General features: G+C 46.1%; 9 protein-coding genes and 3 pseudogenes. 10 read left to right on the top strand and 2 right to left on the bottom strand.

What is annotated here, in order from left to right; translation table 11 throughout:
- Positions 1–182: 182 nt before the first annotated feature.
- Both DW862_RS16070 and DW862_RS16065 read right to left on the bottom strand, forming a co-directional pair.
- Positions 183–3,380: an efflux RND transporter permease subunit gene (locus DW862_RS16070; RefSeq protein ID WP_120069311.1), complete on the bottom strand. Its 3,198-nt coding sequence runs from the start codon at positions 3,378–3,380 to the stop codon at positions 183–185.
- A gap of 18 nt (positions 3,381–3,398) precedes the next feature.
- Entirely contained in the window at positions 3,399–4,709 is a 1,311-nt protein-coding gene (locus DW862_RS16065; protein ID WP_120069308.1) for an efflux RND transporter periplasmic adaptor subunit, read from the bottom strand.
- 157 nt (positions 4,710–4,866) lie between these two features.
- On the opposite strand from DW862_RS16065, the gene DW862_RS16060 reads away from it, so the two are divergent.
- The 10 genes and pseudogenes from DW862_RS16060 (at position 4,867) to DW862_RS16020 (ending at position 18,205) form a co-directional block, all read left to right on the top strand.
- Entirely contained in the window at positions 4,867–5,715 is an 849-nt protein-coding gene (locus DW862_RS16060) for an AraC family transcriptional regulator (RefSeq protein ID WP_120069305.1), read from the top strand.
- A gap of 171 nt (positions 5,716–5,886) precedes the next feature.
- Positions 5,887–9,142, top strand: a pseudogene (locus DW862_RS16055) (SusC/RagA family TonB-linked outer membrane protein).
- A gap of 10 nt (positions 9,143–9,152) precedes the next feature.
- A pseudogene (locus DW862_RS16050) lies at positions 9,153–10,639 on the top strand (SusD/RagB family nutrient-binding outer membrane lipoprotein).
- Between the two features lie 54 nt (positions 10,640–10,693).
- A complete protein-coding gene (locus tag DW862_RS16045) occupies positions 10,694–11,293 on the top strand; it encodes a hypothetical protein (protein ID WP_170849033.1) in 600 nt (199 codons plus the stop codon).
- A gap of 3 nt (positions 11,294–11,296) precedes the next feature.
- Positions 11,297–12,733 carry a calcineurin-like phosphoesterase family protein gene (locus DW862_RS16040; protein ID WP_120069301.1) on the top strand — a complete coding sequence of 479 codons (1,437 nt, stop codon included), beginning with the start codon at positions 11,297–11,299 and terminating at the stop codon, positions 12,731–12,733.
- Between the two features lie 109 nt (positions 12,734–12,842).
- Positions 12,843–13,001 carry a hypothetical protein gene (locus DW862_RS25970; RefSeq protein ID WP_008024688.1) on the top strand — a complete coding sequence of 53 codons (159 nt, stop codon included), beginning with the start codon at positions 12,843–12,845 and terminating at the stop codon, positions 12,999–13,001.
- An 8-nt stretch (positions 13,002–13,009) separates the two neighbouring features.
- On the top strand, positions 13,010–13,522 hold the full coding sequence (locus DW862_RS16035) for a GNAT family N-acetyltransferase (RefSeq protein WP_087317892.1): 513 nt from the start codon (positions 13,010–13,012) through the stop codon (positions 13,520–13,522).
- A 579-nt stretch (positions 13,523–14,101) separates the two neighbouring features.
- Positions 14,102–15,421: a TolC family protein gene (locus tag DW862_RS16030; protein WP_049702147.1), complete on the top strand. Its 1,320-nt coding sequence runs from the start codon at positions 14,102–14,104 to the stop codon at positions 15,419–15,421.
- A 72-nt stretch (positions 15,422–15,493) separates the two neighbouring features.
- A pseudogene (locus DW862_RS16025) lies at positions 15,494–16,527 on the top strand (HlyD family secretion protein).
- A 67-nt stretch (positions 16,528–16,594) separates the two neighbouring features.
- The gene (locus DW862_RS16020) at positions 16,595–18,205 is read left to right on the top strand and encodes a hypothetical protein (protein ID WP_120069297.1); all 1,611 of its coding nucleotides are present in this window, start codon (positions 16,595–16,597) and stop codon (positions 18,203–18,205) included.
- Positions 18,206–18,254 lie beyond the last annotated feature (49 nt).

The raw sequence follows: 18,254 nt of genomic DNA, 5'->3' as shown, positions 1-18,254 counted from the left end.
TTACATGGCTCCCCGAATGATGGCTGTTATTAAGCAACTGTCTAATCTGTACCTGAATTTATGATATAAACTAATGATGGTGATATACTTATATTAATTACATCGATTATATGATTACATTAATTATATGACTACACCGACTTTATCTTTTGTACTTATGTTCTTCTGTCTAAAAATCAGAATTACTCTTTTCCAGCCCTGGACTTTTCTTCCTCGCTCACTTTGATTTCCTCTTCAATCTGCCAATCATGCGTAGGGGCACTCTGTACGGGACGGAGACGTTCCTGCAACCATTGAAAAGCAATGAACAAAGTCGGCACGATAAAGAGCAGTGCCAGCGTACCGATAGTCATACCGCCAACTACTCCCGTACCCAATGAACGGTTACCGTTAGCTCCTACTCCACTAGACATCATCAGCGGGAACAGACCGAAAATCATCGTCAAAGCCGTCATCAGAATCGGGCGCAGACGGGCTTTGGCCGCACTGACAGCAGAAGCAATCAGTCCCATACCGGCCTTACGGCGTTCGGCAGCATATTCCGTCAGCAAGATAGCCGTTTTTGCCAGCAGACCGATCAACATAATCAGACCCGTTTGCAGGTAAATATTATTCTCCAGTCCGAACATCCGGGCGAAAAGGAAGCTACCCATCAATCCGCAAGGCACACTCAAAAGAACGGCGAACGGAATAATGAAGCTTTCGTAGAGCGCACTTAGAATGAGATAAATCATCAGGAAGCAAATACCGAAAATAATCATCGTCGTGCCGCTTTGCTGGTTTTCCTCACGGGTGATACCTCCGTAGTCATAGCCGTAACCTTTCGGAAGAGACTGTTCCGCCGTTTCCTGCACAGCTTTGATCGCGTCTCCCGTACTGTATCCATCGGCCGGCATCGCGTTCACCGCAATGGAGTTATACATATTGAAACGGCTCAACGACTCGGCACCATAGCTTCGGGTCAGCGTAACGAACTGGCTTAACGGAGCCATCTCACCATTGGACATACGCACAAAAGCGTTGTCGAGCGAAGTCTCGTCCAGACGGAACATCGGATCGGCCTGAATCATAACGCGGTACACTTTAGAGAAACGGTTGAAGTTGGACACATACTGACCACCGTAGTAGCCGGACAGCGTACTCAACACAGCGTCGGGCGTGATACCTGCACGCTTGCATTTAGCCGCATCCACCTCTACCGTCCATTGCGGATAGCGCACGTCGAACGTCGAATAAGCCATTGCTATTTCAGGCCGTTGGTTCAACGCGCCCAAATATTGCTGGGTAGTGGTAAAGAACTCATTGATATCACCGCCCATCTTGTCCTGCATGTGGAGCTCGAGCGCATTACCCATACCGTAGCCCGGAATCATACCCGGTGAGATGGCGAACACACTGGCATCTTTAATATCGGCCGTAAGGGCATACACCTGTCCGATCACCGACTGCACATTATCCGCGTCATCCGGTCGTTCGTCCCACGGTTTCAGCTTGAGAATCAACATACCGAACGAACTTCCCTGTCCGGCCAGCAAACCGTAACCGGCCACTTTCTGCACGTGCTTCAGTTGGGGAATCGCCATCAGGCGTTTTTCGATACGTTCCATCACCTCATCCGTCGTAGTGAGCGAACTGCCTGCCGCCGTACTTACATTGACGAAGATCACGCCCTGATCCTCGTCGGGCACCAGACTGGTCTTTGTCGTATTCATCAGGAACACAAGCAACACTACGGAACAAGCCAGCAGCGACCATGTGAGCCATCTGCGCTTGATAAAGAGCAATACAATCGTCTTATATTTATCCACCATCACATCGAAAGCCGAATTGAAAGACTTACGGAAACGTGCCGCAAAGTTGTTCTTCTGCGTTCCGTCTTCATTGATGTAAGGCTTGAGCAGCAATGCGCACAAAGCCGGACTCAAGGTCAACGCATTGATGGCCGAAATACCTACTGCCACCGCCATCGTCAACCCGAACTGTGTATAAAACGTACCGGAAGTGCCGCCCATAAAGGACACCGGAATAAATACCGCCATAAACACCAGTGAAGAAGTGATAACAGCATTACTAATACCTTTCATCGCGTCGATACTTGCCATATAGGACGACCTGTACCCCACATCGAACCGCGCCTGCACCGCCTCGACGACAATAATGGCATCATCCACCACCGTACCGATCACCAGCACGAGCGCAAACAGTGTCAACAGATTGATACTGAATCCAGCTATCGCCATGAAAGCGAACGTACCTACCAGCGACACAACGATTCCGACCAAAGGAATCAATGTGGAACGGAAGTCCTGCAAGAAAACGTACACCACAAGGATCACGAGGATAATTGCCTCGATCAACGTCTTCACCACCTCATGAATGGAAGCAAACAGGAAGTCGTTGGAGCTCATCATCTGTGTCAGCTCCACTCCTTTCGGAAGATCCTTGCGTGCCTCATCGAGAAATTTGTCGATGTTCTGGTTTACTTCCGTCGCATTGGATCCTGCCGTCTGAAACACCATACAAGACACACCCGGATGGCCGTCCATACCGCCGTGGTAAGCGTAGCTGTCCTGTCCCAGTTGTATGTCGGCAATATCTTTCAGTTTCAACACCTCGCCAGTATCGCTAGAACGGATGACGATGTCGCCAAATTCTTCGGGAGTAATCAGACGTCCCTTATACTTCATCGTATATTGGTACGTTTCATTCGAGTTCTCGCCAAACGAACCGGTTGCCGATTCGATATTCTGCTCGGCAAGCACGCCGGTGATGTCGGACGGAATCAGTTTGTACTGTGCCATCACATCCGGCTTCATCCATACACGCATACTATATTCACCACCCATAATCATCATATCGCCCACACCGGAGATACGGAGAATCTGTGGTTTCAGGTTGATACTGATATAGTTGGACAGGAAGTTCTCGTCATAACTCTCGTCCGGACTGGACAAGGAGAACATCTGCAAGATACTCGTCTGCCGCTTGGAAGTGGTCACACCGACTTGGGTTACTTCCGCCGGAAGCTGTCCCGTAGCGCGCGACACACGGTTTTGCACGTTGACAGCCGCCATATCAGGATCAGTGCCCTGCTTAAAATAGACGGTGATGCTCACCGAACCGGCATTGGTGGCGGAAGATGTCATGTAGGTCATGTCCTCCACCCCATTGATCGCCTCTTCCAAAGGCGCGATTACACTCTTCTGCAACGTTTCCGCACTGGCGCCATAATAGGTGGTACTCACCATAATGGTAGGCGGAGCAATATCGGGGTACTGCTCAACAGGCAGACTGAACAGCCCGATGATACCCACTACAACAATCGTAATAGAAATGACTGCCGATAATACGGGGCGTTCTATAAAGGTTCTTAAATTCATGAATGATTCCTCCTTGGTTTAATTTTCAGTAGTTGTGGCCGAAGACGCTGTGGCTGTCTCTGCCGACAGAGATTGAGCGGTCGTCTCCGCTAATGAGGATTGGTTGATTGCCTCTGCTAATGAGGATTGGTTGATTGCCTCTGCTGATGAGGATTGATTGATTGTCTCTGCTGATGAGGATTGATTAGCCTTTGTCACTCCTGCCACTGGAGTTTGAGCAGCCTTCGCCTTGACCGGAGTACCTTCACGAAGCAATCCTACGCCTTCGGCCACAATCACATCGCCCGGTGCCAAGCCTTCATCTACAATAAATTCCCGACCGCCGTTGACGCGAGTCACCTGTACCGGGTTTGATTGAGCTTTACCGTCCACTACCTTATACACATATCTCTTATCCTGTATTTCGAAAGTGGCAACCTGCGGAATGGTCAATGCTCCCGTTTTCTGCACAGGAACAATCACGTTGCCCGCACCACCGCTATGCAACAATCCTTCCTTATTCGGAAAAACAGCACGCAGACTGACCGTACCCGTCGAACGATCGATCACTCCACTAATCGACTCGATCTGTCCTTGTTCGGAATAAGCCGATTTATCGTTCAGTTGCAGATTGATGGCAGGCATATTTTTCAGCACCTCTTCTTTGGAACCGTATTGGCGGATGAGTCCCAGCAACTGGTTTTCCGTCATGGAGAAGTAAACATACATATCCGAATTGTCGGAAACCGTTGTCAGCGGTTGGGCAAGAGCGGAACTTACCAAAGCACCTACGCGGTAAGGCAATGTACCCACCACACCGTCTGCCGGACTTTTCACAACCGTATAAGAAAGATTGTTGCGGGCACTCACTTCCTGCGCTTTTGCCTGCGCCAACTGTGCCTTGGCAGCCAGTAGGGAGTTTTTCGCGGTACTCAAATCGAAAGAGGAAACTACGTTCGCTTTATACAGTTCCTCTTTACTGTCATACGTCAGTTGTGCCGTAGCCAGAGAGGCTTTTGCCGACTCAACGTTTGCCACTGCCGTTTGCAAAGCAGCTTCATACGGCACCTGATCGATGACGAACAACGTCTGTCCGTTCTTCACGCGTTGACCTTCCGTCACACAGACTTTAGTCAGCGTACCACTCACCTGGGGATAAATATCAATATCTTGGCGTCCGCGGATGGTTGCCGAGTAGGCGCTTGAAATCATCCGGTCGACCGGAACAACGGTCATCACTCCGTATTCTGTTTCCATTTGTGCCGGGGGAGCCTGTTTACAGCCTGTCGCAGCAATCATACAGCAGAGCAACAATAATCCCTGCTTCATTTTACATACCTTTCTACTCATTTTCTGTTACCTATTAAATATTTTTGAACGCGGCAAAGGTAGACTGTTTTCTTCATTGAAAACTGGGCTTAGTATCTTCAGTTTTGTTCATTTTAGGAACATTAAAACCGATATTTAGTGAAAAAGTGCTATTTTTGTACCCAAAATAAGAATAACAATGGAATCAAAAAACTCTAGCCTAGCCATATTTCGTGAACCGTTCGTAGCCGGAATGGACGAAAACCTGTCTCCAATTATGCAACGTCTGTGGAAACTGGAAGGGGGTGCCATCTATTTTTGCCGAAGCGGATGGGCACACGTCACGATCGACTTGAAAGACTATGAAATTGTCGAAAATACTCAAATCGTGCTCTTGCCGGGAACGATTATTCGTGTCAACGGCAGCAGCAGTGATTTCACAGCTTCTTTCTTCGGATTCCCCAAAGAAATGTTTCGTGAAGCCTGCCTGCGTTTCGAGCCGATCTTCTTCCGGTTCATCAAAGAAAAGCCGTGTTACGTACTTCCGGAAGAAAATACCGGAGCTATTAATGGATTAATACGTGCCACGACCGCCATATATAACGACCGTGCCAACCGTTTCCGCAACCAAATTGCTAAAAATCACCTCCAGTCGTTTATGCTGGATATTTACGATAAGTGTTACCGCTACTTCGACCGGCAGGAAATAGAAGGAGGAAGCCGGCAGGATGAAATCTTCAAGAATTTCATCGCACTGGTGCACGAAAACTGTATCGCTGAAAGGGAAGTAACCTTCTACGCCAACAAGCTCTGTATCTCCACCAAATATCTGACAGGTATCTGTAAAAGCGTGACGGGTGAAGCTGCCAAAAAGCTTATTGACGACTTCGCCATCTTGGAGATAAAAGTGCTGCTTCAATCCACCGGACTGACAATTCAGGAAATAGCCGACCGGCTCGGTTTTCCCGATCAGTCGTATCTAGGCAGGTATTTCAAACGGCATGAGGGAATGTCGCCGAAGGAGTATCAGAGCAAATATTCTATCTAATCAAGTAAAATAATCTTTTATTAATTTATATTTATCGCACAACACAATTTGTTAACAGATCTGTAATACTATCTTAATCTGCCTTGTCTTCCTTTGCACCGTGAAACAAAAACACTGGTGTTAACGACTTTATTGCATTTAATAAATTAAAAGAAGCAAGGTAAAAAGATTATGAAAAGTAACAAATGGCTGCTTTCTCTGGCAGTTGGATTTCTGTGCTGTGGTTCTGCATACGCACAGACAACAGTGAAAGGGAAAATAACGAGTGAAAGCGGAGAACCGTTAATCGGGGCTACCATCGCTGTAAAAAACTCGACAGACGGTACGGTGACCGACATTGACGGTAACTACTCCCTGAAAACTAAGAAAACATTAAGTTCCAAAGATTTGCTCCTATTTAGTTATGTAGGATATAAAACGCTACAAAAAAACTATACGGGCAATACGATGAACGTAAAACTGGCGGAAGAGTCGCAACAACTGAATGATGTGGTAGTGACCGCCCTGGGCATCAAACGTGAAGAAAAAGGGCTGGGATACGCCACGGAAACCGTGAAAGGAGACAAAATTACCAGCGCTCTGCCTTCCAACTGGTCGACGGCACTCAACGGTAAGGTAGCCGGATTGAGCGTTATCTCTTCCGGCGGTCCGCTCAATTCGAGCCGCATCTCCCTGCGGGGCGACGTCTCGCTGAATCAGAACGGGAACGATGCATTAGTGGTAGTGGACGGTGTACCGATGAGTAGCCCGATGACCAATCCGGGAGTCGCCTACGGTGCAGGTTCCAACAGTGAGCTTTCCGTGGACTACGGTAACGGATTTTCCGACATCAATCCGGATGATATCGAAAGCATACAAGTATTGAAAGGAGCCAGCGCGACGGCTCTGTACGGTACGCGTGCAGCCAACGGCGTGATTATGGTGACTACGAAATCGGGAGCCGGCGCACCCAAAGGTATCGGCGTATCTTATAGCGGTAACTTCAGCATAGACGATGTGATGAGGTGGCCGGATTATCAGTATGAATTCGGACAAGGACTGCCGAGTAACATCGGTCCGGCAGGGTCCATCTATGAGGGCGAACCATACTACTCCTACGGAAAAGCGGAAGACGGCAGCTACGCAAGCACCAGCGGAACGAGTAGCGCATACGGAGCACGTTTCGATGCCAACAGGAAATTCTACCAATATGATCCGGTGACACAGGGACGTGCCTCCGAAGCGACTCCCTGGGTAGCGTATAAAAACAACCGCAAGGATTTGTTCCAGACGGGCTACACAATTACCAACTCCGTAGCCCTGACCGGAAAATCCGACCGGGGCAGCGTGCGGGCTTCCATCACCCACACCAAAAACGAATGGATTCTTCCCAATACAGGTTTCCAGCGCATCACTGCCATGATTTCCGCCCAACAACAGATTTCGCGGGCGTTGCGCATCAATTTTAAATCGAGCTATACCTACCGCAAACTCAACAATACGCCTGCCCTGGGGTATAACAGCAACTCCATCTCTTACTTCCTCATCTTCCAGAATCCGAATGTCAACCTCGACTGGCTGCGCCCGATGTGGCGTACCGGACAGGAAAATGTGAAACAGCTCCAGCCTTACAGTTCCTTCATCGGAAACCCGTATGTCATTCTATACGAATCTGAAAATCCGTCAGAGAAACATAGTAACGTCTCCTCCGTTTCCGCCAACCTGCGTATCAACAGCAAGTTCGATTTCATGATCCGGTCCGGTATCCAACTGTCCACCGACCAGCGCGAACAACACCGTCCTATCAGCGATGTGGTATTTGGCAACGGATTCTTCAAAAAACAGAATGTGTTCGATTATGAATTAAACAGCGACGCTTTATTTACGTACCATGATTCCTTCGCTAACGGATTGCACGTCAATGCTTCGGCGGGAGGAAACATGATGCAACAAAGCTATGATATGCTCGCCGCCTCGGTGGTGGGACTAATTACGCCGGGAGTCTACAAACTGGCAAACGGTGTCTCCAACCCGAACGTGCAGACTGTCATCAAAAAGAAAGCATTGAACAGTCTCTATTTCACAGCCAACTTCGCATATAAGGATAAACTGTTTCTCGACGTCACCGGACGTAACGACTGGTCGTCTACCCTACCGAAGAGCAACCGTTCCTTCTTCTATCCGTCGGTCAGCGTCAGCGCAGTGATGAACGAACTGTTCCTAATGCCGGAACCAATCAATTTGTTGAAAGTAAGAGGTTCTTTCGCCCAGGTGGGTAACGACACAGACCCTTACAAAACATCGCCCTACTACGGCACGAGCGATTTCCCCGGATCGGCTGTCGTTGCTTCCACACTGTACAATCAGGACTTCAAACCGGAAATTTCAACCAACTACGAAGCCGGTTTCGACCTGCGTATGTTCCAAAACCGCATCGGACTCGATTTCACATTCTATTACAACCGCACCAAAAACCAAATTCTGGATGCTCCGATGGACCCGACTACAGGTTACAGCAAAGCGACTATCAATTCGGGATGTGTCCGCAACCGTGGTTATGAAATCCAATTGGACGTTACCCCGGTAGTCAGCAGAGATTTCCGGGAACGCCACTTTTACCTGGTCTAAAAACGAAAACAAGATTATCTCGCTGGCGGAAGGGGCAGACGAGAATCAGTTAATCAGCAGTATCGGCAACGTCTCCATCATCGGACGCGTGGGAGGTACGACAGGCGACCTCTGGGGCTACAAACTGGTGCGCGACCCGGAAGGAAACGTTGTCATCAATGACAACGGACTGCCCGAACGTTCGGGAGAGATTGAATACGTAGCCACAGCCTATCCGAAATGGAAAGCCGGACTGTATAACGAATTTTCCTACAAAAACTTTACTCTTAGCGTCCTGCTCGACGGACAAGTGGGAGGAAAAATGTATTCGCACTCTCACCACAAAATGACGGAACAGGGAAAACTGGCACATACCCTGAACGGACGTCTGCCGGGAACGGAATTTTATATGTCGAAAGATGATCCGCGCATTGCCACCGCCGGACTTTCACCACAGGACGGAATGTATATGATTGCCCCGGGTGTAGTGAAAAACGACGACGGTAGCTTCTCGAAAAACACTAAAGTGGTAACCGTGGAAAGCTATTATAAAGAGTACTATCGGATGGCAAACGTGGAGACGAACACTTTCAGCACCGATTTCCTCAAACTGCGTGAAATGAGACTGGAATATAAATTACCGGGCAGCACACTGAAGAAAACTCCTTTCAGCAAAGCATCGATAGCGTTTTATGCACGCAACTTGTTCTGCATCACGGATTATCCTTTATTTGACCCCGAATCTGCCGCCCTCAACGGAAGTTCGATGGTAACGGGTGTAGAAACAGGTTCACTGCCTACGGCACGTACTTTCGGATTGAATATTAACTTATCTTTTTAAACACTGACTCATGAAAACCTGTAATTTTTTAAAGAATATAGCAGGAGGAATAATAGTGTGCGGAACACTCTGTACAACCTCCTGTACCAGCTTCGACGAACTGAATACGGACCCCACCCGCATGGACGAGGTGAATCCCGGCACGCTGCTCAACCCGATTCTCTACGAAACGTCTGTCTACAACTGGAAACTCTACAACAACTACACCTACGACCTGATGCAATGCGCTGTATCTACTTCCAGCACTAACGGTGTCGGATGGTGGTATATGACGGACAGCCAGGGAGACGGCACATGGACTACCTTTTATAAATTTATAAATGGATCAATAACGCCAAAGAGATGACGCGTCTCACCGAAAAACTCCCGGAGGCTTCCAAACAACCCAATTATGACGCCATCTCACTCACACTGCAAAGTTGGCTGTACCAGATTCTAACCGATGCTTTCGGTGACGTCCCGATGAGTGAAGCCTGCTCTGCCGATGAAGGAATACTCGCGCCGAAGTTCGACACCCAACAACAAGTGTACCGACAAATTATCGACAACCTGAAAACGGCAAACGAACTGTTTGACGAAGCTAACGGACTGATCTACAACCAATCGGGCGAAATGTTGTACAACACGTCTAAAGGAGATGCAACCGGTATAAAGAAATGGAAGAAGTTCTGCAACTCGCTCCGCCTGCGTGCATTGCTCCGCGTGATCGACGTTCCGGAGTTCAACGCGAAACAGGAATTGCGCACGATGCTAACCGATCCCGCCACCTATCCGGTATTCGAATCGAACGATGACGCCGCCCTGCTTGCCATCAGCGGAACTTATCCGCAGGAAGCTCCGCTCACCCGGCCACAGGATTTCACTTCATACGTTCAGATTTCCGAGTTCTTTGTCGACCTGCTAAAAGGATGGAACGACCCTCGTCTGCAAGTGTATGCAACGCAGGTCACTCTGCCCGACCAGACAAAGGATTATGTAGGCTTGCCCAGCGGTTATCAGACGTTGCCCTCCATCACGGCTTCGGGACTGAATCAAGAAATGGCGAAAGCTCCCATGAAACTTGCCATGATGCCTTATGCCGAAGTTGAATTTATCAAAGCGGAACTACTGAAGAAAGGGGTGATCGACGGAGGAAGCAACGCTGCCAAAGAAGCGTATCAGAAAGGAGTGCAGGCAGCTATCGAACAGTGGGGACAGGTATTGCCCGACAATTACTTTGAGAATCCGGAAGCAGCTTATGACGATACTTTGGAACGTATCATGAACCAGAAATTCGTCGCACTGTTCTTCTGCGACTATCAGCAGTGGTTCGAATATAACCGTACCGGCTTTCCTGTGTTGCCCGTAGGACCCGGCATCGCGAATGCCAACAACCAAATGCCCAAACGTTTCAAATATCCGGCTGCCCTGCAACGCACCAACCTGAAAAACTATCAGGCTGCCAAGCAGAATATGGGAGGTGATGATTTTAATATTCGATTAATGTGGCAACAATAACGGAATATGGCAAATAAAGAAATGTATCAACCATAAATTTAAAATTCAATGTGTATGAAGAAAATTATCAGTATGGCTGTCATGTTATATATAACAATGACAGCAATGGCACAGAAAGGAGAACTTGCCATGAACGAAAATATCCGCGGAAAGGAAAATGTTTCAAGAAACGTTGCGGAGAATACGGTAGGAAATACAGCAGAAAATAGAGCAGAGAAAGAAGCGACTCCCGTAGGGAAGAAACCAAAAGCTACATTTATATTCGACGTATATGGAGAGATTCCGACAACTAAACCGGTGTTTGAAACGGAACATTATCTAGGTAGTGACATTACCGGAAAATGGAATACTTTCATCCAGAATTACACGCACGAGTATGATGTAACGATCGGATTCACTGATTCTTCCGTTGAGATTTTGAAGCCTTCCATTTACAAGGCAGTCAACAAGGTGAACAAATATTATAAAAAGGCACTGAAAAAGGAAGAAGTGAGCCGGGAAGTTGCCACATCCAACATGGCACACATTCTGGATTGTGCCAATGTGATGTGTTTCGACGATAACAGCAAGTCTTTCGAAGAGGCTGTAAAGTCGGCAGACGAACCGGAAGAGATTATCGCACTATTCAATCAAGTCACTCTAAGAAAGTTATAAGCAATGAAAAAAGTATGTAATAGAAATATGCTGTTTGCGGCAATCTTATGTCTCCAGCTAAATGTTGTTGCCGCTTTTGGTCAGACTGTTGTGAAAGGCAGTGTGAAAGATAACACAGGTAAGCCTGTCAGCGGTGTAGTAGTAACTGACGGTGCGCATTTTAAAACGACCGACGCGCAAGGAAACTATGTTTTGAACACCGATCCGACACGTTATCCGATGGTTTACATCTCTACTCCGGCAGACTATGAGCTTCCTTCCAAAGAGGGTGTAGCCGACGGCTTCTATCAATATTTGGATGCGAAGAAAAGCGAAAATCAGTGCAACTTCGTTCTGACCAAACGGCAGAAGCCGGCGGATGAATTTGTATATATCGCCATTTCCGATCCGCAAGTGAGGAACGAGAAGCAACTGGACCGCTTCCGCACAGAAACAGTGCCCGACCTGAAACAGACTGCCGACTCGCTAAAGAACTTCGAAATCGTTGGTATGGGACTGGGCGACCTTGTGTGGGATGCCATGAACTTATATGCTCCTTACCGGCAAGCCGTCTCTAATTTAGGTATCACAATGTTCCAACTAATGGGAAACCATGATTTCAACCTGCTCTACAAGTCCATGACACAGACGGATCATCCGGCAGACGGATATGGGGAACAGAATTATTACCAGTCGTTTGGTCCGGCCAACTATTCATTCAACATTGGAAAAATCCATGTAATCGCAATGAAAGACATCGACTACGATGGTAATAAGAAATACACGGAACGATTCACACCGGAAGATCTGGACTGGTTGAGAAAAGATTTAAGTTATGTGCCCGAAGGAAGCACCGTATTCCTGAACGTACACGCTCCGGTAGCCAACAACACGGTATCGGCCGGTGGAAATGCACGCAACGCCAACGCGCTTTTCCAACTATTAAGACCGTATCAGGTTCATATTTTTTCGGGACACACACATTTCTATGAGAATCAGCAACCTGCGCCTACTATTTATGAACATAATATCGGAGCTGCCTGCGGTGCATGGTGGGCAGGACACGTGAACCGTTGCGGAGCGCCGAACGGTTATCTGGTGGTAGAAGTGAAAGGTGACGATGTGAAGTGGCGTTACAAAGCGACAGGCTGTTCTCCCGATTATCAGTTCCGGCTCTACAAGCCGGGAGAATTTGAAAGCCAGAAAGACTATGTGGTAGCCAACATCTGGGATTGGGACAGAACGTATACGGTAAACTGGTACGAAGACGGAGTATTGAAAGGGGCCATGCAGGCTTTTGATGATGAAGATCAGGACTACATCAACATGGTGAAAGGGAAGAAAACCGGCTATCATACACGGCATCTTTTCCGGGCACAGCCTGCTAAAGGTACGAAGTCTGTCAAAGTGGTGGTTAAGAATCGTTTCGGAGAAGTATTCACGAAAGAGGTAAGATTGTAGGTTTTTCCGGAGAAACATAAATAAGCATTCTTTGGCAGAAACTATTTGGAACTAAGGAAGAAATGGACTATCTTTGCAAGAGTATTCACGTAAAAAAGGAAAAAGTAATATGGCAAGACCAATTAAAGAAACCCCGATACTCTTTGGTGAAGATGCCAAACGTTTCCTGGCATCAATGCAGAATGTTAAACCTGCTTCCCAACAAGAAAAGCAGCGGGTCAAAGCTGCATATGAGAAATTAAAGAAAATAGCAACGTTTATGATGTGACTTCCTTGATGAGACTGATTAAGATTGAAGACACAGAGAATATAAAGCCATTCAATTGCGGAAACGACGATTTGAATGGCTTTTTGTTGGAAGACGCCCGCTTTTACCGAGAGAAGTTAATTGCCAATACCTTTATTATGGAAGATGATGATGAGACAATTGCTTTCTTCAGTTTGCTGAATGATAAAATATCCCAGACAACTATAGATAAAAACTATTGGAGAAAACTTCGCAAGGCATTTCCGCACAGAAAGCACCTTGGAAGTTATCCCGCTGTGAAAATCGGTAGATTAGGTGTAGCAACTTCCCATCGTGGTGAAGGAATTGGTACCGATATTATTTCTGCAGTAAAACAGATGCTTATCAATCGCCAGTCTGTATCAGCAACTCGTTTTCTTACAGTAGATGCATATCTGTCAGCTGTTTCTTTTTATGAGAAAAACGGCTTTCATCCCCTTATAAATCAACCTTGTGAGGACACTCTTCCTATGTATTTCGACCTTATACAACTTATCGAATAACCTCATATTCTCTCCAAGTTTCTCCTATCAGAAACACCTAACCGGAGCATTGGTAGACCTTCAAAACTACTCCGGTAGATATGAGGGTATTTACTATACATTTATAATCAATCATTTAAATTCGGGGGCAAAGGTACACGTTTTCTATGGCTTACCAGTAGACTTAATCAGAACAAAACCGGCTCTTTTCAGAACAACCCTCTCTTTTCTTTGTATTAAAGTTCCATAACCTTGACAATCATGAATAGCAGGGCATGCATATATGAACTTACGTCCATGGGATGAGGCTACTTTCCTCTACCCAACATACCATTCGATAATCGTTAAAAAACATTATATTTAGACATCTATAAGGTTACAACTTACCTGTTTTTTTTCATAATTTCGCAAATCCAAAATAGAAAACAGGTATTAAGATGAAACTAAGATATTATCAAATCGACATTCGTTACAAGAACAAAATGCATGACTTTCACGGTTGGGGTGTGGCAGTGCAAATTTGATAATTCGGTCTTCACTACAGAGAATTTACCATAGAAAATTCAAACTTCTACTATTAATTAAATTTCATTTCACTTTATGAGCAAAAAAAGATGGCTCATAGTGCTGCTATACGCCGTGCTATGTAGCCAAAGACTGTTTGCCCAGACGCTTGACAGGAGAGTTTTGGGCATTAACGAAATGTTCCGTCTGGCAGACGAGAACAGTCAGAGTATTCAAACGTATAAAACGGGGGAAGAGGCAGCCAAAGAAGCTTTGAAAGCTGCCAAGTCACAACGTTTACCGGACATAGGGGCTTCACTCTCATTCAGTTACCTGGGTGACGGATATTTGTGGGACCGTGATTTCAAAAACGGGCAAAACATTCCTATGCCGCACTTCGGCAATAACTTTGCTTTGGAGGCGCAGCAAGTGATTTATGCCGGTGGAGCCATCAACAGCAGCATTACTTTGGCAGAACTCGGGCAACAAATGGCTGCATTAGACTGGCAAAAGAACCGTCAGGAGATCCGCTTTCTTCTGACCGGTTATTATCTGGATTTATATAAATTGAATAACCAGTTGCAAGTGTTACAAAAAAATCTGGACCTGACGGAACAGGTGATCCGCAATATGGAATCACGCCGTACGCAGGGAACAGCTTTAAAGAATGATATCACCCGTTATGAATTGCAGAAAGAGACGCTTAAACTGCAATTGGCAAAGGTGCAAGATGCCTGCAAAATTATGAATCACCAACTGGTGACTACGCTACACCTGCCCGCCGGAACAGAAATCGTCCCTGATCCTACCTTGTTGGATGAGGAAGTAAAAGCACTGGCAGAAAACGACTGGCAAATGATGGCGGCCCAAAGTAATGTCGGCCTGCAACAAGCCCAGCTGTCTGTACAAATGAGCGAGCAGAAAGTAAAACTGGAACGTTCGGAACTGCTTCCCAAAATTGCTCTTGTAGCCGGAGAGCATTTGGACGGTCCTATCACGATTGAAGTCCCGGTACTAGACAACAACTTCAATTACTGGTATGTGGGTGTCGGCATAAAATACAACCTTTCTTCTTTATTCAAAAATAACAAAAAAGTACGTCAGGCAAAATTGAACGCACGCAGGGCACAGGAAGAATATTCATTGGCACAGGAACAAATAGAAAACGGAGTTCAGGCAAATTATGTCAACTTCCTCACTTCTTTTACTGACTTACGTACGCAGGAGAAAAGCGTAGAACTCGCCGACCAAAATTATAATGTTATCAGCAACCGCTATAAAAATGATCTCGCTCTGCTCACCGATATGCTCGACGCCAGCAACATGAAACTAAGCGCCGACCTCGGTCTGGTCAATGCACGCATCAACTTGATATACAGTTACTATAAAATGAAATATATCACACATACCCTATAGATTTTACGATTAGACAATTTGGATTGTAAATTAAGAGAATGAAATTACTTACTCTTTAAAATATAAATGATTATGATAGCTAGAAAAACCCAGAAGATTATATATAATATTGTGATAATCTGTCTTCTTATCGGTGGTGTCACCTATGTTTGTTCCCGGTTCATTCACCTTGGAAACATTGAATATACTGATAATGCGCAGGTGAGACAACATATCACGCCAATCAACACTCGTGTTCCGGGGTTCATCAAAAAAATCTGTTTCGACGAGTATCAACAAGTACACAAAGGCGACACGCTCCTTATCATCGAAGATACTGAATTCCGCCTCCGTGTGGCACAGGCAGAAGCTGATTTAGCTAATGCTACCGCAGGACGGCAGGCCACTACCGTCGGCATCGCCACTACTCAAAACAACTTGAGCGTGAGCGACGCAAGCATTGAAGAGGTGCGTGTACAAATGGAAAATGCAAGACGCGAACTGAATCGTTTCGAAAAATTATTGCAGGAAGATGCAGTGACAAAACAACAATATGACAACGTGCATACAGCTTACGAAGCTGCCAAAGCCCGTTATGAACAGGTGTCACGAGCTAAATTGTCTACATCTTTAGTGAAAAGCGAGCAAACCCATCGTTTAGGACAAAATGAGGCAGGTGTCCGCCTGGCAGAAGCTGCATTAGAGCTTGCCCGTCTGAATCTTTCTTATACAATCATCATTGCTCCATGTGACGGTACCACAGGAAAGAAAGAAATTTTGGAAGGTCAGCTGGTACAGCCGGGACAAACAATGGTCGACATCGTAGACAGCAGCGACCTGTGGATAATCGCCAATTATCGCGAAACCCAGCTTCCGAATATCAAGGAAGGCGCAGAAGTGGAAATTACAGCGGATGCTGTGCCAAACATAACATTCAAAGGAGTAGTAGAATCTATTTCCGACGCAACAGGAGCAGCTTTCTCTATGATTCCACAAGATAACGCCACCGGTAATTTCGTCAAAGTGGACAACGTATTCCCGTACGCATCAGTCTGAAAGGAAACAAACCGGAAAATTTGAAACGTATGCGTGCAGGCTTCAACGTAGAATGTGAAGTGAAGTACTAACCGCTTCAACCCTTTATCGTTTTAATTATCAATTGCTTTAATTTTTAATTTCTAATCTTTAATTTTTATGAGCGCTCCTGTTCTGAACGGTCCTTTCGTTATGCCAATGTTCCGCAGCTTCGTACCACGGAGGATGCAGCCGTGGATTTATCTTTTCATTGCCGTCACCTTCCAGTTATCGGGCGGTGTCTATCTGGGTGCATTGAATCAGATGATCGGCAGCATGGCACTGATGCGTGAGGATATTTTAATGTGCATGTACGCTAATCTGGCAGGTATGGCAATCTATTTCCCGTTATTGTTTCGCATGAAGTTTCGTTTTACCAATAAAACCCTACTCACATCGGCAGCACTGGGAGTCTTACTCTGTAACTTGATAGCTCCACATATCACCTTCCTCCCACTGTTGTGGCTGATCTGTTTCATCGAAGGAATGTGCAAAATACAGGGAACTTTTGAATGTATGTCCAACATTCAGTTATGGATGACTCCCAAACGGGATTTCACGGTTTTCTTTCCTTGGCTTCATATTGTAATTCTGGGAAGTATTCAGCAGTCCGACCTGATTACGACTTATTTAATGTACCACTACCACTGGACATATATGAATCTGTTCATCGCCGGATTAATGCTAATCGTCCTGCTGATTCAGTTTACCTGTGTGAAACATTTCAGGTTCATGCGCAAATTTCCCCTGTTCGGTATCGACTGGCTGGGTGGAGTGCTCTGGGCCGCCTTATTAGCGGAAATCGCCTTCCTCTTCAACTACGGAGACTGGTACGACTGGTGGAACAGCCCGGTAATCCGCCAACTGACTATCGTGATTTTCATCACTCTAGCTATTTGTATTTGGCGTATGATGACAATCCGCCATCCTTTTCTCGAACCGAAAATGTGGACTTATCGCCACTTTTGGTCCTTATTAGGACTAGTCACATTAGTGGAAGCGTTTCTTGCAACCGAGCATGTATTAGAAGAAGTCTTTTACGAAGAAGTGATGAAATATGAAGAACTGGTCAGTTCACAACTCGACTGGTTTGCCATTATCGGTATCGTTTGTGGTTGTGTATTCTCTTATTGGTGGATGCACATCAAACAATACAACTATGTGCGCTTGATTATTGTCGGCTTCGTTGGGCTGATCGGCTATCTGATCGGTTTTTACCTGACTCTATCTACTGATATACATATTTCACAGCTCTACCTGCCAACGGTGTGCAGGGGATTTGCCTATGCCGTCTTGAGTGCCACCTTCATGGTGTGTCTGGAAGAAACCATGACGTTCCAGCATTTCTTCCAGGGATTAAGTGTATTCAATATGCTGCACATGGTAGTTGGCGGTGTATTAGGCTGTGCGGTCTATGCGCAGGGATTGGCTTATTATGTTCCCGACAATCTGGCACGTTACGGTTCGGCCATCGACCATGTGTCTTTCAGCAGCAGCCCGTTCAACATAGGTCATTATATGGAAGAATTTATCAATCAGATGATGGAAATAAGCATCAAGCAAATTTATGGATGGGTGGCTTATGCCTGCATCTTCCTTTTCCTATTATTATTGCTTTATGATTTTCCGGTTCGCCGTTCATTAAAAAGCATGCCAAGTTGGAGAGAGGTAGCCCGCGAAGTAAAGAATACATTTTGGCGGACAACGCATACACCGTCAGAAAAAGAATAAGCAACAGGATCAGAATGGGTCAAAAGTAAAATCATCTATTAGATTGATA

The organism is Bacteroides sp. AM37-9, from assembly GCF_003603455.1.
In the GTDB taxonomy this organism is placed as follows: Bacteria; Bacteroidota; Bacteroidia; order Bacteroidales; family Bacteroidaceae; genus Bacteroides; species Bacteroides xylanisolvens.
The sequence above is the reverse complement of the archived record's forward strand: the minus strand, read 5'-3'. Positions and strand labels throughout refer to the sequence as shown.